Origin of the sequence: Streptomyces sp. NPDC048392 (genome assembly GCF_043200575.1) — a bacterium.
Taxonomy (GTDB): Bacteria; Actinomycetota; Actinomycetes; order Streptomycetales; family Streptomycetaceae; genus Streptomyces.
The window spans coordinates 362933-388873 of record NZ_JBICYB010000003.1 but is presented as its reverse complement, the minus strand read 5'-3'; the positions used below and the strand labels follow the sequence as shown (position 1 = coordinate 388873).

22 protein-coding genes and 5 pseudogenes are annotated in these 25941 nt (G+C 73.5%); 15 read left to right on the top strand and 12 right to left on the bottom strand.

Annotated features, from left to right (window positions below):
- Positions 1–34 precede the first annotated feature (34 nt).
- Both ACGFYH_RS08060 and ACGFYH_RS08055 read left to right on the top strand, forming a co-directional pair.
- Positions 35–1636, top strand: coding sequence for an MFS transporter (locus tag ACGFYH_RS08060; RefSeq protein ID WP_393802267.1), 1602 nt, complete (start codon positions 35–37; stop codon positions 1634–1636).
- Positions 1637–1946: 310 nt separating this feature from the next.
- Complete coding sequence (locus ACGFYH_RS08055; RefSeq protein ID WP_393802266.1) at positions 1947–3140, top strand: acyl-CoA dehydrogenase family protein; 1194 nt, start codon at positions 1947–1949, stop codon at positions 3138–3140.
- A gap of 41 nt (positions 3141–3181) precedes the next feature.
- On the opposite strand, the gene ACGFYH_RS08050 is transcribed toward ACGFYH_RS08055, so the two are convergent.
- Positions 3182–3619 (bottom strand): cell division protein SepF, encoded by a 438-nt coding sequence (locus ACGFYH_RS08050; RefSeq protein WP_393802265.1) that lies wholly within the window; start codon positions 3617–3619, stop codon positions 3182–3184.
- Between the two features lie 289 nt (positions 3620–3908).
- Here ACGFYH_RS08050 and ACGFYH_RS08045 point away from each other — a divergent pair, with 289 nt between their 5' ends.
- The 5 genes and pseudogenes from ACGFYH_RS08045 to ACGFYH_RS08025 form a co-directional block, all read left to right on the top strand.
- Positions 3909–5084: a DUF5685 family protein gene (locus tag ACGFYH_RS08045; protein ID WP_393802264.1), complete on the top strand. Its 1176-nt coding sequence runs from the start codon at positions 3909–3911 to the stop codon at positions 5082–5084.
- Positions 5085–5114: 30 nt separating this feature from the next.
- A complete protein-coding gene (locus ACGFYH_RS08040) occupies positions 5115–5375 on the top strand; it encodes a hypothetical protein (RefSeq protein WP_393802263.1) in 261 nt (86 codons plus the stop codon).
- 893 nt (positions 5376–6268) lie between these two features.
- A complete protein-coding gene (locus ACGFYH_RS08035) occupies positions 6269–7177 on the top strand; it encodes a S1 family peptidase (RefSeq protein WP_393802262.1) in 909 nt (302 codons plus the stop codon).
- 312 nt (positions 7178–7489) lie between these two features.
- Positions 7490–7675, top strand: a pseudogene (locus ACGFYH_RS08030) (S1 family peptidase); the annotation flags it as partial.
- Between the two features lie 48 nt (positions 7676–7723).
- Positions 7724–7837 (top strand): annotated as a pseudogene (locus ACGFYH_RS08025) (S1 family peptidase); the annotation flags it as partial.
- 128 nt (positions 7838–7965) lie between these two features.
- Here ACGFYH_RS08025 and ACGFYH_RS08020 read toward each other — a convergent pair.
- Positions 7966–9027: a DUF3533 domain-containing protein gene (locus ACGFYH_RS08020; RefSeq protein ID WP_393802261.1), complete on the bottom strand. Its 1062-nt coding sequence runs from the start codon at positions 9025–9027 to the stop codon at positions 7966–7968.
- 154 nt (positions 9028–9181) lie between these two features.
- Between ACGFYH_RS08020 and ACGFYH_RS08015 the strand changes: the two genes are divergently transcribed.
- Positions 9182–12736 (top strand): DNA polymerase III subunit alpha, encoded by a 3555-nt coding sequence (locus tag ACGFYH_RS08015; protein ID WP_393802260.1) that lies wholly within the window; start codon positions 9182–9184, stop codon positions 12734–12736.
- The gene (locus tag ACGFYH_RS08010; RefSeq protein WP_393802259.1) at positions 12733–13701 is read left to right on the top strand and encodes a hypothetical protein; all 969 of its coding nucleotides are present in this window, start codon (positions 12733–12735) and stop codon (positions 13699–13701) included. The genes ACGFYH_RS08015 and ACGFYH_RS08010 overlap by 4 nt, the downstream gene beginning before the upstream one ends.
- 91 nt (positions 13702–13792) lie before the next feature.
- Here the strand turns inward: ACGFYH_RS08010 and ACGFYH_RS08005 are convergent.
- Positions 13793–13960 (bottom strand): annotated as a pseudogene (locus ACGFYH_RS08005) (cupin domain-containing protein); the annotation flags it as partial.
- Positions 13961–13989: 29 nt separating this feature from the next.
- Here ACGFYH_RS08005 and ACGFYH_RS08000 point away from each other — a divergent pair.
- Together ACGFYH_RS08000 and ACGFYH_RS07995 are read left to right on the top strand one after the other, a co-directional pair.
- The gene (locus ACGFYH_RS08000) at positions 13990–14367 is read left to right on the top strand and encodes a MarR family winged helix-turn-helix transcriptional regulator (protein WP_393802316.1); all 378 of its coding nucleotides are present in this window, start codon (positions 13990–13992) and stop codon (positions 14365–14367) included.
- 179 nt (positions 14368–14546) lie between these two features.
- Positions 14547–15413 carry an esterase/lipase family protein gene (locus ACGFYH_RS07995; protein ID WP_393802258.1) on the top strand — a complete coding sequence of 289 codons (867 nt, stop codon included), beginning with the start codon at positions 14547–14549 and terminating at the stop codon, positions 15411–15413.
- 84 nt (positions 15414–15497) lie between these two features.
- Here ACGFYH_RS07995 and ACGFYH_RS07990 read toward each other — a convergent pair whose 3' ends face one another.
- Positions 15498–16589 (bottom strand): lytic polysaccharide monooxygenase, encoded by a 1092-nt coding sequence (locus ACGFYH_RS07990; RefSeq protein ID WP_393802257.1) that lies wholly within the window; start codon positions 16587–16589, stop codon positions 15498–15500.
- Positions 16590–16766: 177 nt separating this feature from the next.
- On the opposite strand from ACGFYH_RS07990, the pseudogene ACGFYH_RS07985 reads away from it, so the two are divergent.
- Positions 16767–16928, top strand: a pseudogene (locus tag ACGFYH_RS07985) (GNAT family N-acetyltransferase); the annotation flags it as partial.
- A 25-nt stretch (positions 16929–16953) separates the two neighbouring features.
- Here ACGFYH_RS07985 and ACGFYH_RS07980 read toward each other — a convergent pair.
- Positions 16954–17088, bottom strand: a complete 135-nt coding sequence (locus ACGFYH_RS07980) for a hypothetical protein (protein ID WP_393802256.1) — start codon at positions 17086–17088, stop codon at positions 16954–16956.
- A 151-nt stretch (positions 17089–17239) separates the two neighbouring features.
- On the opposite strand from ACGFYH_RS07980, the gene ACGFYH_RS07975 reads away from it, so the two are divergent.
- Positions 17240–17857: a class I SAM-dependent methyltransferase gene (locus ACGFYH_RS07975; protein ID WP_393802255.1), complete on the top strand. Its 618-nt coding sequence runs from the start codon at positions 17240–17242 to the stop codon at positions 17855–17857.
- Between the two features lie 19 nt (positions 17858–17876).
- On the opposite strand, the pseudogene ACGFYH_RS07970 reads toward ACGFYH_RS07975, so the two are convergent.
- Both ACGFYH_RS07970 and ACGFYH_RS07965 read right to left on the bottom strand, forming a co-directional pair.
- Positions 17877–18371: pseudogene (locus tag ACGFYH_RS07970) on the bottom strand (DUF402 domain-containing protein); the annotation flags it as partial.
- Positions 18352–19278 carry a GNAT family N-acetyltransferase gene (locus ACGFYH_RS07965; protein WP_393802254.1) on the bottom strand — a complete coding sequence of 309 codons (927 nt, stop codon included), beginning with the start codon at positions 19276–19278 and terminating at the stop codon, positions 18352–18354. The pseudogene ACGFYH_RS07970 and the gene ACGFYH_RS07965, both read right to left, overlap by 20 nt.
- A 73-nt stretch (positions 19279–19351) precedes the next feature.
- Between ACGFYH_RS07965 and ACGFYH_RS07960 the strand changes: the two genes are divergently transcribed.
- Complete coding sequence (locus ACGFYH_RS07960) at positions 19352–19720, top strand: GntR family transcriptional regulator (RefSeq protein WP_393802253.1); 369 nt, start codon at positions 19352–19354, stop codon at positions 19718–19720.
- Positions 19721–19768: 48 nt separating this feature from the next.
- On the opposite strand, the gene ACGFYH_RS07955 is transcribed toward ACGFYH_RS07960, so the two are convergent.
- The 5 genes from ACGFYH_RS07955 to ACGFYH_RS07935 form a co-directional block, all read right to left on the bottom strand.
- Positions 19769–20608, bottom strand: coding sequence for a DUF72 domain-containing protein (locus ACGFYH_RS07955; protein ID WP_393802252.1), 840 nt, complete (start codon positions 20606–20608; stop codon positions 19769–19771).
- 20 nt (positions 20609–20628) lie between these two features.
- Positions 20629–21738 (bottom strand): DUF5925 domain-containing protein, encoded by a 1110-nt coding sequence (locus ACGFYH_RS07950; RefSeq protein ID WP_393802251.1) that lies wholly within the window; start codon positions 21736–21738, stop codon positions 20629–20631.
- 106 nt (positions 21739–21844) lie between these two features.
- Positions 21845–22681, bottom strand: a complete 837-nt coding sequence (locus ACGFYH_RS07945) for a polysaccharide deacetylase family protein (protein WP_393802250.1) — start codon at positions 22679–22681, stop codon at positions 21845–21847.
- Entirely contained in the window at positions 22674–23684 is a 1011-nt protein-coding gene (locus ACGFYH_RS07940) for a glycosyltransferase family 2 protein (RefSeq protein WP_393802249.1), read from the bottom strand. Before ACGFYH_RS07940 ends, ACGFYH_RS07945 begins: the two co-directional genes overlap by 8 nt.
- On the bottom strand, positions 23681–24571 hold the full coding sequence (locus ACGFYH_RS07935; RefSeq protein WP_393802248.1) for a glycosyltransferase family 2 protein: 891 nt from the start codon (positions 24569–24571) through the stop codon (positions 23681–23683). The genes ACGFYH_RS07940 and ACGFYH_RS07935 overlap by 4 nt, the downstream gene beginning before the upstream one ends.
- Before the next feature lie 538 nt (positions 24572–25109).
- On the opposite strand from ACGFYH_RS07935, the gene ACGFYH_RS07930 reads away from it, so the two are divergent.
- The gene (locus tag ACGFYH_RS07930) at positions 25110–25916 is read left to right on the top strand and encodes an SGNH family lipase (protein ID WP_393802247.1); all 807 of its coding nucleotides are present in this window, start codon (positions 25110–25112) and stop codon (positions 25914–25916) included.
- The last annotated feature ends 25 nt before the right edge of the window (positions 25917–25941 follow it).

Here is a 25941-nt window from a genome sequence, read left to right as displayed (position 1 = left end):
CCCGCCGGACGCGAGGGAACATGGAGGTACGTACATGTCCGGGACGACCACGGCCGCCGCGCTGCGCCGTCGGGCGGCCGGGGCCGGTGCCAACCGCTGGGTGGTCCTGGTCGTCCTCTGCGTCAGCCTGCTGCTCGTCGCCGTCGACGCGACCGTGCTGCACGTGGCGGTCCCCGCCGTCACCGAGGATCTCAGGCCCGGCGCGATGGAACTCCTCTGGATCGTCGACGTCTATCCGCTCGTCTGCGCCTCGCTGCTGATCCTCTTCGGCACACTGGGCGACCGGGTGGGCCGCAGACGGATCCTCCTGCTCGGCTACGCCCTCTTCGGCATCGCCTCCGCGCTCGCGGCCCTCGCCGACAACGCCCAGGTACTGATCGGGGCCCGCGCGCTGCTCGGCGTCGGCGGCGCCATGATCATGCCGGCGACCCTGTCGATCCTGCGCCTGGTCTTCCCCGACCGGCGGGAGCGTGCGCTGGCCATCGGCATCTGGAGCGCCGTGGCCGCGGTCGGCGCGGCGGTCGGCCCGCTGCTCGGCGGCTTCCTGCTGGAGCACTTCTGGTGGGGCTCGGTCTTCCTCGTCAACATCCCGCTGATGCTGGTCAGCCTCCCGGTCGGGCGACTGCTGCTGCCCGAGTCCAAGGGCGACGGCCGCGGACCCTGGGACGTGGTCGGCGCGCTGATGGCGGCGGCCGGGCTGTTCGGTGTCGTCCTGGGAGTGAAGCGGCTGGGCGGCGGAGAGCAGGTGGCGAGCCTGCTCACCCTGCTGCCGCTGGTGGTGGGCGCGGCCCTGCTGGCCGGCTTCGTGCGACGGCAGCGACGGCGTACGCATCCGCTGGTGGACCTCGGGATGTTCCGACGTCCGGCGTTCAGCACGTCGGTGGGGTGCATCGTGCTGGCGATGCTGGCACTGGTGGGTCTGGAGCTGATCGCGGCGCAGTACCTGCAACTGGTGCTCGGACTGTCCCCGCTGCAGACCGGGCTGCGGCTGCTGCCACTGACCTTCGCGGCGATGGCGGCGGGGCTGGCGGGCGCGCGGATGCTGCGGCGCTTCGGACCGCGGCGGATGGTGTGCGCCGGGTTCTGTCTGACCGCCTTCGCGGTGGTGCTGCTGACGGCGATGGGCCGGACCGACAACTGCGCGCTCATGCTGTCCGGGTTCGTGCTGCTCGGCTTCGGTCTCGAGGCGACGCTGTTCGGGGCGTACGAGTCGATGCTGAGCGAGGCGCCGCAGGAGCAGTCGGGCGGGGCGGCGGCGATCGGGGAGACGTCGTACCAGCTGGGCGCCGGGATCGGGATCGCGCTGCTGGGCAGTGTGATGAACGCGGCCTACGCGCCCGGGCTGGCGGGCGGCGTGCCCGGGGTGCCGGCGCCGGCGTCGGCTTCGGCGGGGCATTCGCTGGGGGAGGCCTACGAGGTGGCCCGGCAACTGGGCGGGCCTGCGGGGGGCGCCCTGCGGCGGGCGGCCGCCGACGCGTTCGTGCACGGGCTGCATGTGACGCTGGTGGTGAGCGCGGGGTTGCTGCTGCTGGGGGCGGTGATGGCGTTGCGGCTGCCGCGGGTGATGCAGTGCGAGGGGGAGGCGGTGGCGGTGCCCGCGCCGCGGGAGGTGGTGGAGTCCCGCGTCCCGGTGTGAGCGACGGGTCTCCCCACGCGCCCATCCGCTCGCCGCCGACCGAGAGGCGGACGTCGCCCGTGGCGGCCGGGCGCCGTCGGCGGCTGACGAGAGGCCCCCGGGCACAGGCGAAAACACCGCCTCCCCACCCACCGCGGGCCGACGGCGGCGACGCACCCCGACGGACGACGTCCACCCCGCGCCCGGCGGTGAACGGGTGATGCGGCGGGTGGGAGACGGGCATGGTGGACGTGCGGCACGGCGCATCGTAACGTCGGCATGAGAGCCCGTAACTAGCGGCGCTAGTTTTATTCGTCCCGGAGGGTGTCCCATGGCCGCGTCCCCCAAGTTGCCCGCGTTCGACCCCGCCGATCCCCTCGGCATCGACGACCTCCTGGACCCGGAGGACCTGGCCGTCCGGGACACCGTGCGGGGCTGGGCCGCGGACCGTGTGCTGCCGTACATCGCGGACTGGTACGAGAGGGGTGAGCTGCCCGGGGTCAGGGAGCTCGCCCGCGAACTCGGCTCCATCGGCGCGCTCGGCATGTCGCTCGAGGGCTACGGCTGCGCCGGCGCGAGCGCGGTCCAGTACGGGCTGGCCTGCCTGGAGCTGGAGGCGGCCGACTCCGGCATCCGCTCCCTGGTCTCCGTACAGGGCTCCCTCGCCATGTACGCCGTCCACCGCTTCGGCAGCGAGGAGCACAAGCGGGAGTGGCTGCCGCGCATGGCGGCCGGCGAGGTCATCGGCTGCTTCGGCCTGACCGAGCCCGACCACGGCTCCGACCCGGCCGGCATGCGCACCCACGCCAAGCGGGACGGCGGCGGGGACTGGGTGCTCAACGGGCGCAAGATGTGGATCACCAACGGGTCGGTGGCCGGTGTCGCCGTCGTCTGGGCGCAGACCGAGGAGGGCATCCGCGGGTTCGTGGTGCCGACCGACAGCGCCGGTTTCTCCGCGCCCGAGATCAAGCACAAGTGGTCCCTGCGGGCCAGCGTCACCAGCGAGCTGGTGCTGGACGACGTACGGCTGCCCGCCGACGCCGTACTGCCGGAGGTGACCGGGCTGCGCGGGCCGCTCAGCTGTCTCTCGCACGCCCGTTACGGCATCGTCTGGGGCTCGATGGGCGCGGCCCGCAGTTCCTTCGAGGCCGCCCTGGAGTACGCGAAGACGCGCGAGCAGTTCGGGCGGGCCATCGGCGGCTTCCAGCTGACGCAGGCCAAGCTCGCCGACATGGCGGTCGAACTGCACAAGGGGATGCTGCTCGCCCATCACCTCGGGCGGCGCATGGACGCCGGCCGCCTGCGTCCCGAGCAGGTCAGCTTCGGCAAGCTCAACAACGTACGCGAGGCCATCGACATCTGCCGCACGGCCCGCACGATCCTCGGTGCCAACGGGATCTCCCTCGAGTACCCCGTGATGCGGCACGCGACGAACCTGGAATCGGTGCTCACCTACGAGGGCACCGTCGAGATGCACCAGCTGGTGCTGGGCAAGGCGCTCACCGGACTCGACGCCTTCCGGTAGGAGCCCGGCGGGGGGGCGGGGCCGTGGTGCGCGGCCCCGCCTCAGCTCTGGTTGAAGAAACCGTCGGAACGGTGCGCGGCGGACTCGCCGCTGATGACCTGGGTGTCGGCCGGGCTCAGCAGGAACACCCGGGTGGACACCCGCTCGATCGAACCGCGCAGGCCGAAGATCAGCCCGGCCGCGAAGTCGACGACGCGCTTGGCGTCGGTGCCCTCCATGGCCGTCAGGTTCACGATGACCGGGACCCCGTCCCGGAACAGCTCACCGATGGACCGTGCGTCCCGGAAACTGTCCGGGGTGACCGTCGCGATGCGGCGGCCCTTCTCCTCGGCCACGTCCGAGGCCACCTTCACCCTCGGGTCGGTGACCCAGGCGTCCCCGGTCTCGGTGCCCTCGGAGTAGTCGTCGTCGTAGTAGCGCTCGTCATCGTTGTCGTCGACGAGGCCGAGCCACGCACTCGCCTTGCGTACCGATCCCATGGACGCCTCCTCTCACAGCGGGCTTTCGTGCTTCCGCATCCCTATGGTCATCCATGATGCGGACGTCGCGCCAAGTGGATAGACGCCGCGCGGGGGGTTTGTGACGGTACTGGTGCACAGCCGATCCGTCGATAGTCCTTGTGTCCCAAGGGTCGTTTCCCAAACGGCTGCTGACTGTGAGTGAAATATGATTCTTCCCGGCGGACGGGTGAGGGCGGGTGCGTACGGGTGAACGCGGCCATCGGTACGCTGCCGCAGCTCAGCGTCGTACCAACCACGGGGGAGCGTCGTGTTCGGAATAGTCAGACCGTGCAGGCACCGGCTCGGCGAGAGCCTCACAAGCCAGTGGATGGCGCATTTGTGCGGGTTGTGCCTCGCCCTGCGTAAGGACCACGGACAATTCGCGCGGATCGTGACCAATTACGACGGGCTACTCATTTCGGTTTTGACGGAGGCTCAGGCCGGGCGGGGTGGTGCGGGCGCCGGGCGGCGCGCCGCCGGTCCCTGCCCCCTGCGCGGGATGCGGACCGCTTCCGTCGCGCACGGTGAGGGCGCCCGGCTCGCGGCGGCCGTCTCCCTGGTGCTGGCCTCGGCCAAGGTGCGCGACCATGTCGCCGACGGGGACGGGCCGCTGGCCCGTCGGCCGGTGGCGCTGGCCGCCCGCCGTATCGCCACCGGCTGGGACACGGCCGGAGCGCGCGGCGGCAGTGCCGTCGGTTTCGACACCGCCGTACTGGTCGACGCCGTGGGCCGGCAGGGCGGCGTCGAGGCGCTCGCGGGGCCCGGCACACCGCTGCTCACCGTCACCGAGCCGACCGAGACGGCGACCGCCGCCGCCTTCGCGTACACCGCGCACCTCGCCGGGCGGCCGCACAACGCCGAGCCGCTCGCCGAGGCCGGCCGGCTCTTCGGCCGGCTCGCCCATCTCCTGGACGCCGTGGAGGACAGGGAGGCTGACGCCGCGTCGGGTGCCTGGAACCCGCTCACCGCCACCGGGACGCCGCTCACCGAGGCCAGGCGGCTCGCGGACGACGCCGTGCGCGGGGTGCGGCTCGCCCTGCGGGAGGCCGGGTTCGGTGACGGGCGGCTGGTGCACCGGCTGCTCGTGCACGAACTGGCCAACTCCGTCGACCGCGCGTTCCGCACCGTCCCGTGCGCCCACGGCAGCCATCCGTACGCCCCTCCCGGAACCCCGGGCGCCCCCGGCGGCCCGACGCCCCCGGAGCCGCCGCGCGGCAACCGGCGCGGGCTGCTCGCGGGGTGCGCGGTGTGGGCGGGACTGGCCTGTACGTGCCAGCTGTGCTGCGGTACCCACCACGACCCGTGGAGCGGCGAGCGCAAGGAAGGGCAGTGCGCCAACTGCGACTGCGGCGGGTGCGACGGGTGCTGCGACTGCTGCGACTGCTGCGGCAACTGCTGCGACGGCTGCGGGTGCGACGGCTGCGACTGCGGCTGTGGTTGTTGACGCGGCTGCAGTTGTTGAGGCGTCCGGCGTGTGAGGGCCGGTCCCGTCACGACGGACGGTTCCGACGACGTGTCCGGCGTGTGGCAGCGGTGGCGCGAGCGGCGTGTCGCCACGGTCTCGGCGCCCTACGGGCTGCTCGCGCTCACCGGCACGCACTGGCCGGGAGACCATCCGGAGGGGCAACTTCCGGACATCCTCGGACGGTGGACGGTGGACGGTGGACGGTGGACGGTGGACGGTGGGCGGTGGGCGGCGGGCGGCGGGCGGCGAGCGGCGACGCGGTGCGCCTGACGGCCGCCGGGGCGGACGGGCTGCGCGTGGACGGGCGGCCCCCCGACGGTGAGGTGCGGCTCGCGGCCGGTCCTGGGCCGGTGGGCACCCCGGGCGCCCGCGGCGGGCGGCGGCCGGCCGGGCCGGCCCGCGAAGGCCTGTGGGGTGTACGTGACTTCGGCCCGGGTGCCTGGATGCGCGGACGCCCGGGTGCCTGGACGTGCGGACGCCCGGATGCCCGGATGCCCGGACGCCCGCCCGGGCGCGGCGGGCGTTCCACGGTACGCGGCCATGCCGTACGATCCGCGCCGGTCGGTGCCGGGATGCTTCATCCGTACGGCACCCGGACGGCGCGGCGTGCGGGTGCCGAACGCGGACGGCCGGGAGCGCGGGCCGACACTCGGCGGGGAGTTGGTCTTCGAGCGGGAGGGGCAGGAGCGCACGCTCCGGGTGAGCGTCGAGGGCGGCGACTCGCCCGGCCGTCTTCGCCGACTCCACCAGCGGAAGCGCCGGGTGCCGTTTCCGGTTCCCGGGCCGGGCCGCGCCGGACGCCGAGGGGCGTACGACGGCCGGCCTCAATCGCGCGCTGCTGCCGCCGCGCGCGTTCGCCGACCGCTTCGTCCGCCCCTCTTCTCTTCTGCCCCTTCCCGCCGCCGGGGAACACCCCGGATGCCCGCGTCGAGGCGGGGAAACGCGCACTTCACGGCTGCCCGGCGGGGGTTGGTAAAGGTCGTTCAAAGCTTGACGGCCGAAAGGCACCCTTGCGCCGACCGGTCGTTCGGCCGAATACTCCAACCTCAGCGCTTGTCAGGGGCACGACGCATTCGGAACCCGGAGGTCCGTCCCTGACTGCGCCTCACGGGCCCCCAACCCCACGAGAGGGGCCCCCGACTTCCCCTGTGGAGGAACGAAAAGTGAGGATCAAGCGCACCACCCCCCGGAGCGGCATCACGAGACGGACTCGGCTGATCGCCGTATCCACCGGCCTCGTGGCCGCCGCCGCCATCGCGATCCCCAGCGCGAACGCGGCACCCGCGCCGGCCACCTTCAGTGCCGCCGAACTGAACAGTGCCAGCGGCGCGGTGCTCCAGGCCGACGTCCCGGGCACCGCCTGGGCCGTCGACAGCAAGACCGGCCGAGTGGTCGTCACCGCCGACAGCACGGTCTCCCAGGCCGAGATCGCCAAGATCAAGGAGCAGGCCGGCGACAAGTCCGGCGCGCTCACGATCAAGCGCACCCCCGGCACGTTCAACAAGCTCATCCAGGGCGGTGACGCCATCTACGCGAGCAGCTGGCGCTGCTCCCTCGGCTTCAACGTCCGCACCAGCAGCGGAGCCGAGTACTTCCTGACCGCGGGTCACTGCACCGACGGCGCCGGCACCTGGTGGTCCAACTCCGGGCACTCCACCGTTCTCGGCTCGACGGCCGGGTCCAGCTTCCCGGGCAACGACTACGGCATCGTCCGGTACACCAACACCTCGGTCAGCAAGCCCGGCACCGCGGGCGGCGTGGACATCACCCGCGCGGCCACCCCGAGCGTGGGCACCACCGTCATCCGTGACGGCTCCACCACCGGCACCCACAGCGGCCGGGTCACCGCCCTGAACGCCACCGTCAATTACGGCGGCGGCGACATCGTCCGCGGCCTGATCCAGACCACGGTCTGCGCCGAGCCCGGCGACTCCGGCGGCCCGCTCTACGGCAGCAACGGCACCGCGTACGGTCTGACCTCCGGCGGCAGCGGCAACTGCTCATCCGGCGGTACGACGTTCTTCCAGCCGGTGACGGAGGCCCTGAGCGCCTACGGCGTCAGCGTCTACTAGTCGCCAGCCCGTCGGTCCGTCACCGTTCTCCTCGCTCGCCGGAGCGCAGTCGGCAGCGCGACGAGCCCCCGTACACCGGACGGTGTGCGGGGGCTCGCCGGTGTCCGCCGGTGCGTTCACCGCGCGAGTCCCTGCGGGACGGGACATGGAGGGTGAAGGCCGTGTGACCACGCTGGAGTTGTCGTGCGCACGTCCCGGAGCCGACCTTGTGCGCTGCCTGCGGAATCGGGAGAGTTGGCGCTCGTCAACCAGCCTTCCGGTCCGCGAGGTCCCCACAACCTCCGGGCCGCCCCCCCCACAGGAGGGCGTGAGTTGGAGCACCGACGCATACCCGGGCGGCGGGCCGCCGTGGCAGGTGCGGGCATCACCGCACCGGTCGCGGCCGGGGTCACCTTCCAGACCGCGAGCGCGAGCGAGGCCCCGAAGACCGCCGCGCCCGAGACCCTGTCGGTCACGGCGGCCGGAAAGCTCGCCGCCACGCTGCTCGGCGACCTCGGCGACCTCGGCGACCTCGGCGACCTCGGCGACCTCGGCGACCTCGGCGCCGACGCGGCCGTCGGCCTCACCTCCGGCGGCAGCGGCGACTGCACCTCGGGCGGCGAGACCTTCTTCCAGCCGGTGGCGGAGGCCCTGTCGGCCACCGGTACGCAGATCGGCTGAGCGGCACCCGCGTACCTGTGAAGTCCCGTCCCGCGCGAGGGGCGGGACTTCCGCGCGTGTACGGCGGTCAGCGGCCGGCCCCTGGCCTACGCTCACGACCGCCGGGGACTTCCGCGCGCGTACGGCGGTCAGCCGGCCGACGCGGGCAGTTCCGTCTCCTGACGCCCGCGGCGCGGCAGGGCGGCCGCCAGCATCGTGAGCACCGTCCCCGCGACCGCCCATGCCCACAGCACCAGCAGGGAGGCGGTCACGTCGTTCCCCTTGAAGTAGGCGATCGAGCGGGCCGCCCAGGTGCCCGCGCCCGGCGGCAGCGCCGGGCCGATCGCCTTCCAGAACGGCGGCAGCAGCGGCAGCGGGAAGGCGCCGCCCGCGCTCGGGTTGCCCGCGATCACCACCAGCAGGATCGCCAGCCCGATGCCGACGATCCCGAAGACGCCCTGGAGGGCGAGCGTGGCGGCACCCACCGCGAAGGTGATCAGCGCGCCGAGCCCCCACAGGTCAAGCACGCCGCCGGGCAGCGCGCCCAGGATCGGCCCGATGATCACCGCACCGCCGAGCCCGCCGACGATCGCGACCAGTGCCATCACGATCAGCCGGATCGCCGCGCGGCGCGGGTTGGCCGGCCGGGCGCCGGTGCTGATCGCCAGGATCGAGGCGCACAGATAGCCGCCGACGCACCAGCCCACGACCAGGTAGAAGGACGACAGCCCGTCGAAGTCCCGGGGTGAGGCCGGGGCCACGTCGACGGTCCGCACCGTGCGCCGCTCGGCCTGCTCCGCCTTGCCGACGATGCCCTCCAGGGTGGTGGCCAGGACGGTGCCGCCGCCGGAGGCGACCAGCAGGGTGTCGGTGCGGCCGGAGGGATCGACGACCAGGGCGCCGTCGATCTCCCGGTTCATGATCTGCCGCCGGGCGCTCGCCCCGTCGGCCACCGTGCGCGGATCCAGCGGCGAGCCGGGCAGCCGCTCCAGCCGGTCCACCACCTGCCCGGCGGCCGCTCCGGGCGCGGCCACCCCGAAGGGCACGTCCTTCGGTCTCGGGTCGTGCAGCGCCCCCACGTAGGAGGCGATGAACAGCAGCTGGAGCGCGATCACGCCGAGCACGAGCAGGGTGGCCCGTGGGGTGACGGCGTCCTTCACCTCACCGAGGAAGGAGCCGCTTCGCGTGCCGGGGCCCGGTGTGTGTGACATGTCCCCACAGTCCGGGTCGGAGGGTGTTCGCGCAGGTGGGACGGGGCCGAACGGATGTCGCACATACATTCGAGGATGGAGGTATGGTGGGGGTGAGGCAGTTGGGAACAGACGTTCGATAAGGCGTCGGGTTCATGAGTCGGGAGGTGTGCGTGTGCCGGGTTTCACGCATCTGCACACCGTCTCCGGGTTCTCCGCCCGCTACGGCGCCTCCCACCCGGAGCGGCTGGCCGAGCGGGCCTTCGAGCGGGGCATGGACGCCCTCGCCCTCACCGACCGCGACACCCTCGCGGGCACGGTGCGCTTCGCCAAGGCCTGCGCGAAGGCGGGCGTCCGTCCGCTGTTCGGCGCGGAGCTGGCGGTGGCCGCCCCCGAGCCCGAGGCGGAACGCACGGACACCTCCGTACGCCGGGACCGGCGCCGCGCCCCCGTGCGCGGAGGCGCCTTCGTCGACGAGTCGGCCCCGCGGGTGACCTTCCTCGCCCGTGACGGCGCCCGCGGCTGGGCCGGCCTGTGCCGCCTCGTCTCCGCCGCCCACACGGCCGCGGGCACCCCGCTGCTGACCTGGTCCGACAACCACGCCGACGGTCTGACCGTCCTGCTCGGTCCCGACTCCGACGTCGGCCGCGCCCTCGCCGCCGGCCGCCCCGACCGCGCGGCCAGGCTCCTCGCCCCCTGGCGGGAGGTCTACGGCGCCGCCCTGCGCCTGGAGGCCGTCTGGCACGGCCGCAAGGGCACCGGCCCCGGTTCCCTGCGCCTGGCCGCCCGCACCGTCGGCTTCGCCGCCGAGCAGGGCATCCGGCCGGTGCTCACCAACGCCGTCCGCTACGCGGACCCCGGCCAGGGCGAGGTCGCCGACGTGCTGGACGCCGCCCGCCGCCTCGTCCCCATCGACGCCACCAAGGAACTGGACTCCGGCGAGGCCTGGCTCAAGGACGCCGGTGCGATGCGGCACGCCGCCGAGCGGATCGTCGAGTCCGCGGGCTTCCGGCGCGACACGGCCCACCGGCTGCTGGAGCAGACGCGGGCCACGGCCGCCGAGTGCCTGGTCGACCCCGAGGACGACCTCGGCATGGGCGCCGTCCACTTCCCCGAACCGCACCTCGTCGGCGCCGGCCGCCGCACCGCCCAGCGGGCGCTCGCCTCCCGGGCGGCGGCGGGCATGGTGCGGCGCGGGTACGACCGGCGGCCGGGCCACCGGGAGTACTGGGAGCGGATGCACCAGGAGCTGGACATCATCGCCCACCACGGCTTCGCCTCGTACTTCCTCACCGTCGCCCAGGTCGTGGACGACGTGCGGCACATGGGCATCCGGGTCGCCGCGCGCGGCTCCGGCGCGGGCTCCCTCGTCAACCACCTCCTCGGCATCGCGCACGCCGACCCGGTGGAACACGGGCTGCTCATGGAGCGGTTCCTGTCCAAGGAGCGGGTCGTGCTGCCCGACATCGACATCGACGTGGAGTCCGCGCGCCGGCTGGAGGTCTACCGCGCGATCATCGGCCGGTTCGGCACCGAGCGGGTCGCCACGGTCGCCATGCCGGAGACGTACCGGGTGCGCCACGCCATCCGCGACGTGGGCGCCGCCCTGTCCATGGACCCGGCCGAGATCGACCGCATCGCCAAGTCCTTCCCGCACATCCGGGCCCGCGACGCCCGCGCGGCGCTGGAGGAGCTGCCCGAGCTGAAGGAGCTGGCGGGGGAGTCCCGGCGGGAAGGAGGGGAGCGCTACGGGAAGCTCTGGGAGCTGGTCGAGGGCCTCGACGCCCTCCCGCGCGGTGTCGCCATGCACCCCTGCGGAGTGCTGCTGTCCGACGCCTCCCTGCTCTCCCGTACGCCGGTCGTGCCGACCAGCGGGGAGGGCTTCCCCATGGCGCAGTTCGACAAGGACGACGTGGAGGACCTGGGGCTGCTCAAGCTGGACGTGCTCGGCGTGCGGATGCAGTCGGCGATGGCGCACGCGGTCGCCGAGGTGAAGCGGGCCACGGGCACCGAGGTCGACCTGGACGCCGTGCCCGAGGACGACCCGGCGACGTACCGGATGATCCGCTCCGCCGAGACGCTGGGCTGTTTCCAGATCGAGTCACCGGGCCAGCGGGACCTGGTCGGCAGGCTCCAGCCGGCCACCTTCCACGACCTCGTGGTCGACATCTCGCTCTTCCGGCCGGGCCCGGTCGCCGCCGACATGGTGCGGCCGTTCATCGAGGCCCGGCACGGGCGGGCACCGGTGCGCCACCCGCACGAGGACCTGGCGGAGCCGCTGGAGGGGACGTACGGGGTCGTCGTCTTCCACGAGCAGATCATCGACATCGTCGACATCATGACCGGCTGCGGACGCGGTGAGGCGGACCGGGTGCGGCGCGGACTGTCCGACCCGGAGTCGCAGGGGCGGCTCAAGGTGTGGTTCGCCCAGCACGCGACGGCGAACGGCTACGACGCGGAAACGATTCAGCGGACCTGGGGGATCGTCGAGGCCTTCGGCAGTTACGGATTCTGCAAGGCGCACGCGGTCGCCTTCGCGGTGCCCACGTACCAGTCGGCGTGGCTGAAGGCCCACCACCCGGCCGCCTTCTACGCGGGCCTGCTCACCCACGACCCCGGCATGTACCCCAAGCGGCTGCTGCTGGCGGACGCGCGGCGGCGCGGGGTGCCGATCCTGCCCCTGGACGTGAACACGTCGGGGGTCGCACACAGGATCGAACTGGTGTCTGAATCAGGTAGGACGCGCCGGGCGAAGACCTGGGGACTGCGCCTCGCCCTCTTGGACGTGCACGGCATCAGCGAGGCCGAGGCGGAACGGATCGCCGAGGGGCAGCCCTACGCCTCCCTGCTCGATTTCTGGGAACGGGCCCGCCCCAGCAGGCCGCTGGCCGGCCGGCTCGCCCAGGTCGGCGCGCTGGACGCGTTCGGGGCCAACCGCCGCGACCTGCAACTGCACCTGACCGAGCTGCACCGCGGCGCCCGGGGCGGACGCGGCGGCCAACTCCCGCTGTCCGGCGGACGGAAGACCGCGTCGGCCGGGCTGCCCGACCTCACCTCGGCGGAGAAGCTCAGCGCCGAACTGGGCGTGCTGTCCATGGACGCCTCGCGCAACCTGATGGACGACCACCGCACCTTCCTGCGCGAGCTGGGCGTGGTCTCGGCCAAGCGGCTGCGCGAGGCACGGCACGGGGAGGCGGTGCTGGTAGCGGGCGCCAAGGCGGCCACCCAGACGCCGCCGGTCCGCTCCGGCCGCCGCGTCATCTTCTCCACCCTCGACGACGGCTCCGGCCTGGTCGACCTCGCCTTCTTCGACGACTCCCACGACGCCTGCGCCCACACCGTCTTCCACTCCTGGCTGCTGCTGGTGCGCGGAGTGGTGCAGCGGCGCGGCCCGCGCAGCCTCAGCGTGGTCGGCTCGGCCGCCTGGAACCTCGCCGACCTGCTGGAAGTGCGCAGGGAAGAGGGCCTGGAGGGCGTCGCCGCCCGGCTGGCCGGAACGGGTGGAGGCCAGGACGACGGCCCCGAGGGCGGTCCGGCGCGCCGTCGCCTCGCCGGTTCGGACGGGCGGCCCGCGCCGGCCGGCTCCGCGGCCCAGGACCCGATGGAGCAGCGGAGGATCCGCATGTCCACGGGGTACGAGATGCACCCCTGGGCCGATCTGCGCCCCGCGGGCGAAGGGCCCGCGGTGGGAAGGAAGTTGTGGCACCAGAGCCCGGGGAGTGCGGGATGACGATTCTCTGCGTACGTTTCCAGCTGCCGCCGATGTACGAGGCGGCCCTGCCCGAACTGCTCGGGCTGCTGGAGGAGTTCACGCCTGTCGTCGAGGCGCTGCCGCCCGACGGCGCACTGGCCGACCTGCGCGGTGCCGAGCGGTACTTCGGGCGCGACGCCGTGGAACTGGCCTCGGTGATCCGGGTCCGCGCCCTCGCGCTGTACGGGACCGACTGCGTGATCGGCGCCGGTCCGGGCCCGATGCTGGCCCGCATGGCGCTGCGCGACGCCCGGCCGGGACTGACCCGCGCGGTGCCCGGCGGCGAGGAGCGGGAGTTCCTCGCAGGCAGGCCCGTCGCCGCGCTGCCCGGCGTCGGCACCGCGACCGCCCGCACCCTGTGCGAGTACGGCCTCGACACCCTCGGCCGGGTCGCCGCCGCACCCCTGTCCACGCTCCAGCGCCTGGTCGGCGCGAGGGCCGGACGCGAGCTGCACGAGAAGGCGAACGGCGTCGACCGCGGCCGGGTCGTCCCCAACGGCGTCTCCCGGTCCCTGGCCGCCGAACGCCCCTTCACCCGCGACGAACTGGACCCCGACCGGCACCGCCGCGCCCTGCTCTCGGCCGCCGGGGAACTGGGCGCCCGGCTGCGTGCCGTGGACAAGGTGTGCCGCACCCTGACCCTCACCGTGCGCTACGCCGACCGCTCCGCGACCACCCGCAGCCGCACCCCGAAGGAGCCGACCGCGCACTCGGCGGCCCTGACCCGGACCGCGTACGACATGTACGAAGCGCTCGGCCTCCAACGCGCCCGGGTCCGTTCGATCGCCCTGCGCGCCGAGGGGCTCGCCCCCGCCGAACAGGCCTCCCACCAGCTCACCTTCGACCCCGTGGACGAGAAGGTCCGCCGGATCGAGGAGGTGGCGGACCGCGCGCGAGCGAAGTTCGGGCCCCGGGCGGTGATGCCGGGGTCACTGGCGGCGTGATCCCCCCGTACGGGCGCTAGGTCCTGTCGTCGAACTCCCGTCTGCCCGGCGGGCCGCCCTTCGGGCGACGACGCGAGCTTGACGACAGGACCTAGTTGGCCCACGGGGGAGTGAGGCGGGTGCCGTCGGCCAGCTCCGCCTGCAGGCCGACGGAGGTGGTGACCCAGGAGGTCGCGGCCCGGTCGGTGGGGTTCTCGACGGCGAGGGTCGCTCCGCGGCCGATGATCACGGTGTCGCCCGCGGTGACGCGCTCGGTGCGGCGCCGCGGCCGGCGGACTCACGCAGCGCATCCAGGAGGGTGTCGTCGCCCGCGGTTTCGAGGGGCTGCGGCCCGCGCACGGTTTCGCCTTCGCCCGGATCGCCCCGGACGGCGCGACGGTCACCGACCTGGCCGTGCATCTCGGGATGACCAAACAGGCCGCCAGCCAGCTCGTCGAGGAACTGGTGCGCAAGGGCTACGCCGAACGCCGGCCGCATCCCGCCGACGCGCGTGCCCGGCTGGTCGTGCTGACCGGGGCGGGACGGGCCTGTACGCGGGCCGCGGAGGAGGCGGCGGCAGAGGCCGTGGCCGCGTGGGCCGACGTACTCGGCGAGGACGGGGTGCGTGCGTTGCGCGACGGTCTGCTGCGGGTCGCGCCGGGCGGGCCGATGCGACCCACCTGGTGAACCCGGCCCTTTATCACCTGCGGTGTCGGCAACATCGGCTATCACTGGAAGTTTTTACCGACGCGTAACTTCACACTTGCACTACTCGCCCGTAACTTGACGGGTGAACAGCATCCCGTGGTCCGGATCACAGGGCGTCCTGCCGTCGCAACTCCCCTGAGCCGCAAGGAGATCACCCGATGCTGCCCTGGAGACGAGTGCTCAGACCGCTGACCGCGCTGCTGCTGGCCGCCGCGGTCGCCCTGCTCCCCGCCGCCACCGTCGCCCACGCCGCCGACGCGCGTCCCAGTACCGGCTGGAACGACTACACCTGCAAGCCCTCCGCCGCCCACCCCCGCCCCGTCGTGCTGGTCCACGGCACCTTCGGGAACTCCGTCGACAACTGGCTGGGTCTCGCGCCCTACCTGAAGAACCGCGGCTACTGCGTCTTCTCCCTCGACTACGGCCAACTGCCCGGCGTCCGGCTCTTCCACGGACTCGGCCCGGTCGAGAAGTCGGCGGAGCAACTGGCCGCCCACGTGGACAGGGTGCTCACCGCGACCGGCGCCGCCGAGACAGACCTCGTCGGCCACTCACAGGGCGGCATGATGCCCCGCTACTACCTCAAGTTCCTCGGCGGAGCCGCCAAGGTGAACGCCCTGGTCGGCATCGCGCCCAGCAACCACGGCACCACGCTGTCCGGTCTCGCCAACCTGCTGCCGTACTTCCCCGGCGTCGGGGACCTGCTGAACGAGCACACCCCCGCCCTCGCCGACCAGGTCGTCGGCTCCGACGTCCTCACCAAGCTCAACGCGGGCGGCGACACCGTGCCCGGCGTCCGCTACACCGTCCTCGCCACCAAGTACGACGAGGTGGTCACGCCGTACCGCGGCCAGTTCCTCGACGGCCCCGGGGTGCGCAACGTCCTGCTGCAGGACCTGTGCCCGTTCGACCTCTCCGAGCACCTGGCGATCGGACTGTTCGACCGGATCGCCTTCCACGAGGTCGCCAATGCCCTGGATCCGGCGCACGCCACGCCCACCACCTGCGCCTCGGTCTTCGGCTGACGAGGCGCCCGGCACCCACGCGGGGTCCGTCCGGCCTGAGCCGCCGCACGGACCCCGCACCCCCGTGTTCCCCCGCGTCCCGCGTCAGCGGCCGTGCCGGCCACCGGTCGTCGCGCGCCGGCGGACCGACGCGAACAGTGCGGCCGCGCCGAGCGCCAGGGCGGCGGCGCCACCGACGGCGACGTAGGGCGTGCTGCCGTCCCCACCGGTCTCGGCGAGGTTCTCCGTGCCCCCGCCGGCGGCCTTGACCTGGTTGGGCTCGGCGGCCGGTCCGGGCGCCTCCTCCGGGGCGGCGGCCGGCTCCGCCGGGTCCGCGGTGGTCCGCGCGTCCTGGTCGCCGTGGCCGTGGTGCTCGATCGTCGACCTGTCGGCCGCGGCCGCGAGCTGCTCCTCGGACGGAGCGGAGGCCTCGGGCACCGGGACGGCGGCACCGCCGGCCGCGTCGCCCTCCGCCGTGGCGCCGCCCGCCGGGTCATCGGACGCCGTGTCGCCGGACGCCGCGTCGCCGCCGGCGGCGGCACCGCCGTCGCCCCCGCCGAAGGAGACGTCCGAGCAGGAGTAGAACGCCTCCGGACTGTCCGAGCGCTGCCACACCGCGTACAGCAGGTGCTTGCCGGAGCGCTCGGGCAGCGTGCCGGAGAAGGTGTAGAAGCCCCCCGAGGCGACCGGGTCGGTGGAGGTCGCCACGGGGGCGGACAGGTCCAGGTCGCCCCAGCCCAGCGGCCGCGACGGATCGTAGCCGGGCTTGGTGAGGTACACCTTGAAGGTGCCCTTGTGCGGGGCCGTCACGCGGTACTTGAACGTGTACGAGCCACTGCTCACGCTGGTCGCGGGCCAGTCGGCGCGCGCCAGGTCCATGCCCTGGAAAGCCGGGTCGCCGGCGCTGCACAGCTCGCCGTCCGGGATCAGTTCCCGGTGCCTTCCGGCGGCGTCGCCGATGCGGATGCCGTTCCAGTCGTAGAGCGCCTGGGTGCCGCCCGCCGCGACCGCCGCCCTGCACGCGGCCGACCGCGGGTTCTCGGGCCCCTCGGCGTGGCACTGCGACACCCGGCTGACCGGGTCGCCCATCGAGCCGTGCGCCGACGCGGGGGCGGCGGCCAGCGTGGTCAGGGCGAGCGGGGCCAGGCCGGCGACGGCGACGGCGGCGGCCCTGCGGGGCGCGGACGATGCGGGCATGCGGAACTCCTCGGAACGGTCACGGGGGACTGGAACCCGGGCCGAAACCCGTGGGGTCGATCAGCAAGCTAGCCCCGAGGAACCGTGAAATCGCCTGCTGGAGGCGGGCGGGGGAGATCCTTATGGCCGCGTTAAGGGAATGCTCAGACTGCGCTGAGGTAGCTACCGTCCAGACATGACACACGCGCCCGCGCGCTCGGCCTGCCCGAGGTCAGGCTCCGCACGAACGCGATGATGTGGGAGAACCAGGAGATCTACCCGAGGTACGGGTACGAAGTCGTGGAACGCCGAGTGGACGGGCCCCGCGACCGCGTCCACTACCGCAAGCGGCCGCTCTGAGACGTCTCATGCCGTGACCTGCCGGTCAGCTCTCCGGCCACCACGTGCGCGCGATGTCCTCGCGGACCTCCGGACGCCCCGAGGGGCGCTCGTCGGTCTCCTCGCGGACTCGGCGGGCGTCGGTCTTCTTCAGGGGCTTCTGCACGGTCAGACGGCGCATGGCTGCCTCCTTACGGATCCACCGGGTTCCGCGTTCTCACGGAGGTAGACCCCTTCCCCGAGACTCACTCGTCGAAGCATCCCTGTCAGTGGCGGTTGTCACGTTCCCGTGCACCGGTTCCGTTGTCAGTGGCGGCTGTCACCCTGGGCGCATGAGTGAGAACAGCGACGAAGCGACCGCACCGGGTGTCGACTGGGACGCGCTGGCCGCCTCCTTCGACGACGAGCCGGACCACGGTCTGCGTGACGCGGACGTACGCCGTGCCTGGGCCGTCCGGTTGGCCTCCTGGCTGCCCGAGCGGCCCGGCGACGTCCTCGACCCGGGCTGCGGCACCGGCAGCCTGTCACTCCTCGCGGCCGAGCAGGGGCACCGCGTCACGGGCGTCGACCTCTCCCCGGCCATGGTGGAGCTGGCCAGGACCAAACTCGCCGGTCGTGACGCGGCGTTCCTGACCGGTGACGCGGCGGCACCGCCCGTGGGCGGGCAGCGCTTCGACGCCGTGCTGGCCCGGCACGTGCTGTGGACGTTGCCCGACCCCGGCCGGGTCCTGCGGCACTGGCGGCAGTTGCTGCGCCCCCAAGGGCGACTGGTCCTGGTCGAGGGCGTGTGGGGGAGCGTCGCCCCGGTCGGCATACCCGCCGGCCGGCTCACCGCGCTCCTCGGTCCGCTCGCCGGGCGGGCGCGCCTGGAGCGGCTCTCGGACGACCCGTCGCTGTGGGGCAGGGAGGTGACGGACGAGCGGTACGCGATCGTGGCGACGTACGGGTGAGCGGGGCGGCGCGCTGTTCCAGCAGGCCGGTGAAACCGTCCCCGCGGGCCAGCCGCTCCAGTTCGTCCAGTGCGGCCACGGCGGCGGCAGCGGCCTGCGGGTCCCGCCGGGCCAGACCGCTCTCGGCGAACTCGTCCTCGTCCAGGCGTCGTACGTCGGTGCCGTCCGCCGAGCGCCACAGGTCCAGGTCGAGGTCCTCGACGACCAGTTCCGTGCCGGTCAGCACGGCGGGGCGGGTGATGTCGCAGTACCAGCCCTTCAGCACACCGGCCGCCGTGCGGACCTCCTTGACCGCGTACCACCGGTCGCGCCAGTAGTACTCCGTGAGGACGTCCCCGGCCTCGAAGCGCACGAAGCCGAAGTCGCGGACGCCACGACCGGACCAGGGCGCGCGGACGGAGAGGCGGGTGCCGTCGTCGTGCAGCAGCGTGCTCGCGTACCGGATCTTCGTGCGGCCCGCCTTGACCAGGGCGACGCTCACCTCGGCGGTCGGCTCAGCCGAGTTCGCGGACATGACGCACCTCCGTCGCGCGGACCTCGTACCCGAGCCACTTGTTGACGGCGAGCATCGGGCCGTTGTCGGTGTCGTTGCCGGTGAGCGCCTCCGTGTACCCGGCGGCGCGGGCCCGGCGCAGGGAGTCGGTCTTGGCGAGTTTGGCCAGGCCCCGACCGCGGTGGGCGCGGACCGTGCCCGTCATCGCGGTCGAGTAACGGGTGCCGTCGGTGTAGGCGAGGGTGAAGGCGGCCGGGCGGCCGTCGACGAGCGCGACCGTGGTCAGCTCACGGTGGAGCAGCGGATGCCGCCAGGACTCCGCGAGCCAGGCCTCGTAGTCCGAGAACTCCACGTCGACGTCGCTCGGTTCGTCCGCCACCGTCTCCGCGTCCAGCTCGAACAGGGGCCGGGGGTCGTCCGCGAAGTCGGCGGCGGTGCGCAGCTCGGCGCCCGCGGGAGGGGCCGGCCGGGGCGGGAGGGCGGCGTTCGCCAGGTCCAGCCGCAGGAAGTGGGCGGCGCGCCGCCGCTCGTAGCCGTGCCGCTCGGCGAAGGCCAGGTTGGCGGGCCCGTCCAGCACCCAGGAATAGAGCTTCGTCGCGCCCTCGCCGGTCAGGTACTCCTCGGCCGTACGCACCAGCAGCCCCCCGGCGCCGCGCCGGAACCTGCCCGGATGGACGTAGACGTTCAGGAAGGCCTGGCCGGGCTCCGGGCTGTCGTGCACCAGCCCGATCTGGGCCGTGCCGATCACCTCCCCGTCCTCTTCCGCGACCAGGGACCGGCTCCGGGCCTGAGGGGGCGTGTGGGCGAGCCGGTGCACGACGGCCTCCGGTGTCCACAGGATGAACGGCACGGTCAGATGGCGGACTCGGGTGAAAGCCGCGACATCGGCCGGGTCGTCGGAACGCAGGTCGCGTACAAGAACGGTCATGAGGGCGCACGCTACGGCGGCCGGACGGCCGGGTGCCTCTCATTTTCGCGCGGGGATACGGGACAATCGCCGGGTGACCTTGAGTATCCGTATCGACGACGGCGCGCCGCCCTACGAGCAGGTGCGCGCGCAGATCTCCGAACAGGCGCGCTCGGGGGCGCTGCCGGTCGGGTACCGGCTGCCGACCGTGCGCGGACTGGCCCAGTCCCTGGGCCTCGCCGCCAACACGGTCGCCAAGGCCTACCGGGCGCTGGAGGGGGACGGGGTGATCGAGACGCGCGGCCGCAACGGGACGTTCGTCGCCGCCGCGGGTTCCGCGGCGGAGCGGGAGTTGGCGTCCGGCGCGCAGGATTACGCCTCGCGGGCGCGGAGGCTGGGGGTGACGGAGGCGGAAGCGCTGGGTGCCGTGCGGGACGCCCTGCGGGCGGCTTACGGGGACTGAGCGCCGGCTTACGGGACTGAGCGCCGGCTTACGGGACTGAGCGCCGGCTTACGGGGACTGAGCGCCGTCCGGGTCCGGGCCGCTGTCCGGCTGCGGGGGCGTGGTGGCCGGTCGCGCGGTTCCCCGCGCCCCTTCAGGGCACGTCCGGGTGACCGTCAGGTTTGACGTGCGGCCCAGTGCGGCGAAGGTCTGTGCGTCTCCCACCGCCGCCGCGTTCGGGTCGTTGTTGAAGTACGCGTAGACGTCGTGGCCGTCCGGCCAGGTCGTCGCGATGCGGTCGATCCACGTTGCCAGTGAGCGGCGGCCGTAGTGCGGCCAGGCCGTGGCCCGGCCCTCGTGGAAGCGGACGTAGCCCCAGTCGGTGGTGCGCCACAGCGGCGTGACCGGGCGGGCGCGGACGTCCGCCCAGCACAGGGCCGCGCCCCGGGACACGAGGACCTCCCGTACCCCGGGCGTCCACCACGACTCGTGCCGGGGTTCCACCGCGACCCGGGTGCCCGGCGGGAAGCAGGCGAGGCAGGCGTCCAGGAGGGCCGTGTCGGCGCGCAGGGTCGGCGGCAGTTGCAGCAGGACCGGGCCGAGGCGGTCGCCGAGGCCGGCCGCACGGGTCATCAGGCGGTCGACCGGTTCCGCCGGGTCGCGCAGGCGTTTGATGTGCGTCAGGTAGCGGCTCGCCTTGACCGCGACCACGAAGTCCGGCGGCACCCGCTCCCGCCACGCCGCGAAGGTCTCCCGGGTGGGCAGGCGGTAGAAGGCGTTGTTGACCTCGACCGTGGCGAAGCCGGCCGCGTACCGCTCCAGCCAGAGCCGGACGGGCAGACCGGGCGGGTAGAGGGCCTCCCGCCAGTCCCGGTACTGCCAGCCCGACGTGCCGACGAACAGGGGCATACCCCCATCAAAGCACCGGGCTACAGATACAGCCCGGCCTCCGTGCCCGTCCGCGGCTCCGGCAGCGCGGTCGGTGAGGTGCCCCGGCGCAGTGCGTACAGCTCCGCCAGTGTGGCGCCCTCGCGGCCGACCGCTTCCTCCCGGCCCGCGACCTCGCTGCCGAGCCAGTCCACCGCCTCCCGGCGGGTGAGCGGACCGACCTCGACCCGGGCCAGGCAGCGGCCGGGACGGACGACGGCGGGGTGGAGGCGCTCCAGGTCCTCGTTGGTCGTGACGCCCACCAGGACGTTGCGCCCCTGGCCGAGGAGCCCGTCGGTGAGGTTCAGCAGGCGGGAGAGCGCCTGCCCGGCCGTGTGCTTGGCCTCGCCGCGGATCAGCTCGTCGCAGTCCTCCAGCAGCAGCAGCCGCCAGCGGCCCCTGCCCGCCGCGTCCTCCTCGCCGATGGCGATGTCCATCAGATAGCCGACGTCGGAGAAGAGCCGCTCCGGGTCGAGGACGCAGTCCACCTGGCACCAGTCCCGCCAGGACCGGGCGAGCGTGCGCAGCGCGGAGGTCTTGCCGGTGCCCGGCGGTCCGTGCAGGAGCAGCAGCCGGCCCGCGATGTCCTCCGGCGTCGTCCTCATCAGGCCGTCCAGCGCGTCCGCGACCGGCGCCGTGTAGTTGGCCCGGACCTCGTCCCAGGTGCCCGCGGCGATCTGGCGGGTGGTGCGGTGCGGGCCGCGCCGCGGGGAGACGTACCAGAAGCCCATCGTCACGTTCTCCGGCTGCGGCTCGGGCTCGTCCGCCGCCCCGTCCGTCGCCTCGCCGAGCACCTTCTCGGCCAGGTCGGCGCTGGTCGCCGTCACCGTGACGTCGGCGCCCCGGTTCCAGCGCGAAACCAGCAGCGTCCAGCCGTCACCCTCCGCCAGCGTGGCGCTGCGGTCGTCGTCGCGGGCGGTCCGCAGCACGTGCGCGCCGGGCGGCAGCAGCGTGGCGCCGGACCGTACGCGGTCGATGTTCGCCGCGTGCGAGTACGGCTGCTCGCCCGTGGCGAAGCGGCCGAGGAACAGCGCGTCGACGACATCGGACGGGGAGTCGCTGTCGTCGACGTTGAGCCGGATCGGCAGGGCTTCGTGCGGGTTCACGGACATGCCGCCATGATCCGGCACCCGGCCGCCGCGTGCACCCGCTTTCCCGGGCGCCCGGGGCACGTACGGCACGGACCACACGGACGGCACAAGCGCCCGCGTCGGCGGTTCAGGCACCGGCCCCCGGCGGCCGCCCCCGCCCCGGCACCCGCCCTCGCGCCTGCCGGGCCCTGCGGAGTACGGCGTACCCCTTGGTCAGGGCCCGGTCCCGGGCGAAGGTGCGGCCGATCGCGCGGCCCTCCAGCAGCCGGGCGAACTCGTCGGGCCCCGTACTCCGGCGCACGGTGACCCGGCGCAGGGCGTACGGCCCCTGCGCGCGGCGCGCCAGCCCGTTGCCGACGGCGAGCGCCTGCGCGTACCCCGTCTCGCGCACCGCCCGCCGCACCCGGCGGTCGGAGTACCCGTAGGGGTAGGCGAACGAGGCGGGCGCGGCGCCCAGTTGGCCGGCGACGATCTCCCTGCAGTGGACCAGCTCGTGCCGCAGCCGCTCCTCCCCGAGCCGGTCGAGCTGCGGATGGGTGTGGCTGTGCCCGCCGATCTCCACGCCCGCGGCGGCCAGTTCGCGCACCTGGTCCCAGTCGAGCATGGCGCCCGGGGCGCCCCCGGTGTCGTACGGGCCGCGCAGCCAGCCGGTCGAGACGAACAGGGTGGCCGGGAAGCCGTGCTCGGCCAGGGAGGGCAGGGCGTACCGGTGCACGCCCTCGTAGCCGTCGTCGAAGGTGATGAGGAGGGGCCGCCTCGGCAGTGGGCCGCCCGAGCGCCAGGCGGCCGCCAGCTCCGCCGTACCGATCGGGGTGCGGCCCCGGTCGGCGATCGCCGCCATCTGCCCGGCGAACGCCTCCGGAGTCACCGACAGGGCACGGGTCGCGTCGTTCGGTGCGGCCGCGACCGCGTGGTACATGAGGACCGGCACGCGCGCGTCGGCCCCGTGGCCCCCCTCAGCCATGCGCGCCCTCCCCGACGGGCGCCGGGCAGAACGTGGCGCCGTCCCGCCGCGCCCGTACGCTCCCCACCAGGTAGCCGCCCGCCGCCGTGAGCACCCCGGCGACGATCGCACCCGCCCGGCCCGCGCCGCCCGGCCGGGCCAGCACGGCGTCGCGCAGCCCGCGCACCACACCGTACGGCAGCACGCGGGTGGCGTACCGGCGTTCGGACTCCAGCCCCCTCCCCGCGCCGACGCTGCGCGCAACCAGGGCCTTGGACAGGCCCTCGGCGTAGGCGCGGGTGCGGAAGTAGCCGAAGTGCTCACGCGCCTCGGGCACCCGGTGGTGGATCACCGCGCGGTCGTCCATCAGCAGCACGGCGTCCGGCCTGGCGCGGGAGAGCCGGATGCACAGCTCGGTCTCCTCGCAGCCCAGCGGGCGCCTGTCGCCGTCGCGTCCGATGCCGGTGGCGAAGCCGCCCGCCGCGTCGAACGCCTCGCGCCGGAAGGAGGCGTTGCCGCCGAGCACGTTGCGCACCCGGGCCCGGCCGGGCGGCAGGCCGCGGTACGAGCAGCCCACCACCCAGTCGAACTCCTCCGGGAACCAGTCGGGCCGCCGCCCCGACGCCCAGACGGGCACCGTGCGCCCGCCGACGGCGACGACCGCCGGATCGGTGTACCCCTCGGCGAGGTGCCGCAGCCAGTCGCGCTCGGCCACGGCGTCGTCGTCGAGGAAGGCGATCACCTCGCCGCGCGAGGCGGCGATGCCGGTGTTGCGGCCGGCGGACAGGCCGCGGGGGCCCGCGTTGGCGAGCACCCGCCCGCCCCGCCCGCCCCGGCCCTCCCCGTACTCCTTGAGCAGGCGTTCCCGCAGGATCTCGTTGTGGTCGACGACCAGCAGCGTCTCCCGGGCCGGGTGGGACTGCGCCCGCACCGAGGAGACCGCCGCGAGGATGTCCTTCCAGCGGTCCTCGGTGTAGACGCAGATCACGACGGAGATGGTGAGGGAGGCGTCGGTCCCGCTCAAGACGCCTTCCTCCGGGCCGGGACGCCGGGGGAGACGGAGCCCGCCGGGCCGGCCGAGGCGAGCGTCGGCGCGTGCGTACGGCCGCGCCGCGCACGCCGGTTGGAGCGCTCGCCGAGGATGACTCCGAGCACCCGCAGCCCGTCCCGCACGGCGCGCAGGTTGCTGACGCCGTGGATGCGCAGGTATTCGTGGCTGGGGATCTCCTGGACCTTCAGCCCGGCCTTCACGACCCGGATGTTCATCAGGGTCTCCACCTCGAAGCCGGTGCAGTCGAGGTCGATCTCGTCCAGGCAGCGCCGCCAGAACGCGTTGTAGCCGTAGCACAGGTCGGTGTAGCGGGCGCCGAACTTCCGGTTGACCACCGCGCACAGGGCGCGGTTGCCGAACTTGCGGACGAAGGTCATGTCGTCGGTGCCGCCGCCGTTGGCGAAGCGGGAACCCTTGGCGAAGTCGGCGCCGGAGACGAGGGCGGAGACGTACGAGACGATCTCCTGGCCGTCGGCCGAGCCGTCGGCGTCGACCATCACGATGATGTCCCCGGTGCACGCCTCGAAGCCGGTGATCAGCGCGTCCCCCTTGCCCTTGCCGCGCTGCTCGATCACCTTGACGCACGGCCACAGCCCCCGGGCGACCTCGACGGTGTCGTCGGTGGAGTTGCCGTCCACGAGGACGACCTCGTGGACCCAGTCGGGCAGTGTCTTGAAGACGTAGGGAAGGTTCTCCGCCTCGTTCATGGCGGGTACCACGACGCTCACCGGCGGTGCTATCGCCAAGTGGGAGGAGACGGGCCGGTACTTGCCGGCGGGTGACAGGTCGGGTGACAGGCCGTGCGGCGCGTCGGGTGACGGATCGCCGCCCGTCGACGCCGGCCGCAGAACTGAGCTCATGAGTCTGGTCCCTCTCGTCCGGCGGACCGCCCGCCCCAGGGGCGGTCCGGCTCTGAATCCGGTTCGAAAGGGGGGTTCTCACCCCACGGCGCGACGGCATGGACCCCCGTGCGTGCCAGGTGAGCTGGCAAAGCCCGTCGACGCCGACGAAAGAGACGGCGGCCGACCGCGCGGCACGGCCCGGCCACCGAAGCGGTCGCCGGGCACGGCACCCCCCTACCGCGCCTCCCGCCCCGGTGCGCCGCGGCCTCGAGCCCTCCCCTGGGCCGCTTGCCGACGTACCGACGCGGGAGATGTATGACGGTATTGACGATTGAACCCGTATGGCAAGACCTGCCAGCAGGTCTCACGTTTTTGACGGTTTGACCGGGCATCAATGTGGCGCAGCGCGCGACGGAGCGTCAAGGGCGCACTGACGTGCCCGCTGACTACCGTCCGACTTTGAACGACTGTCAGCCAATTGTTGGCATGGACACTTCCAGTCAACGCGCGTAGCTGCTACCACGGTTGTGGCAGAGATCCTGCTAAAGGAGGTTCCATGAGACGCTTCCGACTTGTCGGCTTCCTGAGTTCAGTCCTCCTCGCCGCCGGCGCCGCCCTCACCGGGGCCGCGACCGCCCAGGCGGCCCAACCCGCCGCAGCCGACGGCTATGTGGCCCTCGGCGACTCCTACTCCTCCGGGGTCGGAGCGGGCAGCTACATCAGCTCCAGCGGCGACTGCAAGCGCAGCACGAAGGCCCACCCGTACCTGTGGGCGGCCGCCCACTCACCCTCGACGTTCGACTTCACCGCCTGCTCCGGCGCCCGTACGGGTGATGTTCTCGCCGGACAGCTGGGCCCGCTCAACTCCGCCACCGGCCTCGTCTCGATCAGCATCGGGGGCAACGACGCGGGCTTCGCCGACGTCATGACGACGTGTGTGCTCCAGTCCGACAGCTCCTGCCTGTCGCGGATCGCCACCGCCGAGGCGTACGTCGACTCGACGCTGCCCGGCAAGCTCGACGGCGTCTACTCGGCGATCCGCAGCAAGGCACCCAACGCCCACGTGGTCGTCATCGGCTACCCGCGCTTCTACAAGCTCGGCACCACCTGCCTCGGCCTGTCCGAGACCAAGCGGAAGGCGATCAACAACGCCTCCGACCACCTCGACACCGTCATCGCCCAGCGCGTCGCCGCCCACGGCTTCACCTTCGGCGACGTCCGCACCACCTTCACCGGTCACGAGCTGTGCTCCGGCAGCGCCTGGCTGCACAGCGTCAACTGGCTGAACATCGGCGAGTCGTACCACCCCACCGCGGCCGGACAGTCCGGCGGCTACCTCCCGGTCCTCAACGGCGCGGCCTGACCCGAAGCGGTCCTCAACGGCGCGG

What these genes read in the sequence shown, in the direction of transcription:
- ACGFYH_RS08060 (WP_393802267.1), top strand. Translation starts at nt 35, where the DNA reads ATGTCCGGGACGACCACGGCCGCCGCGCTGCGCCGTCGGGCGGCCGGG.
- ACGFYH_RS08055 (WP_393802266.1), top strand. Translation starts at nt 1,947, where the DNA reads ATGGCCGCGTCCCCCAAGTTGCCCGCGTTCGACCCCGCCGATCCCCTC.
- ACGFYH_RS08050 (WP_393802265.1), bottom strand. Translation starts at nt 3,619, where the DNA reads ATGGGATCGGTACGCAAGGCGAGTGCGTGGCTCGGCCTCGTCGACGAC.
- ACGFYH_RS08020 (WP_393802261.1), bottom strand. Translation starts at nt 9,027, where the DNA reads ATGTCACACACACCGGGCCCCGGCACGCGAAGCGGCTCCTTCCTCGGT.
- ACGFYH_RS08010 (WP_393802259.1), top strand. Translation starts at nt 12,733, where the DNA reads ATGACGATTCTCTGCGTACGTTTCCAGCTGCCGCCGATGTACGAGGCG.
- ACGFYH_RS07995 (WP_393802258.1), top strand. Translation starts at nt 14,547, where the DNA reads ATGCTGCCCTGGAGACGAGTGCTCAGACCGCTGACCGCGCTGCTGCTG.
- ACGFYH_RS07990 (WP_393802257.1), bottom strand. Translation starts at nt 16,589, where the DNA reads ATGCCCGCATCGTCCGCGCCCCGCAGGGCCGCCGCCGTCGCCGTCGCC.
- ACGFYH_RS07980 (WP_393802256.1), bottom strand. Translation starts at nt 17,088, where the DNA reads ATGCGCCGTCTGACCGTGCAGAAGCCCCTGAAGAAGACCGACGCCCGC.
- ACGFYH_RS07975 (WP_393802255.1), top strand. Translation starts at nt 17,240, where the DNA reads ATGAGTGAGAACAGCGACGAAGCGACCGCACCGGGTGTCGACTGGGAC.
- ACGFYH_RS07965 (WP_393802254.1), bottom strand. Translation starts at nt 19,278, where the DNA reads ATGACCGTTCTTGTACGCGACCTGCGTTCCGACGACCCGGCCGATGTC.
- ACGFYH_RS07955 (WP_393802252.1), bottom strand. Translation starts at nt 20,608, where the DNA reads ATGCCCCTGTTCGTCGGCACGTCGGGCTGGCAGTACCGGGACTGGCGG.
- ACGFYH_RS07950 (WP_393802251.1), bottom strand. Translation starts at nt 21,738, where the DNA reads ATGTCCGTGAACCCGCACGAAGCCCTGCCGATCCGGCTCAACGTCGAC.
- ACGFYH_RS07945 (WP_393802250.1), bottom strand. Translation starts at nt 22,681, where the DNA reads ATGGCTGAGGGGGGCCACGGGGCCGACGCGCGCGTGCCGGTCCTCATG.
- ACGFYH_RS07935 (WP_393802248.1), bottom strand. Translation starts at nt 24,571, where the DNA reads ATGAGCTCAGTTCTGCGGCCGGCGTCGACGGGCGGCGATCCGTCACCC.
- ACGFYH_RS07930 (WP_393802247.1), top strand. Translation starts at nt 25,110, where the DNA reads ATGAGACGCTTCCGACTTGTCGGCTTCCTGAGTTCAGTCCTCCTCGCC.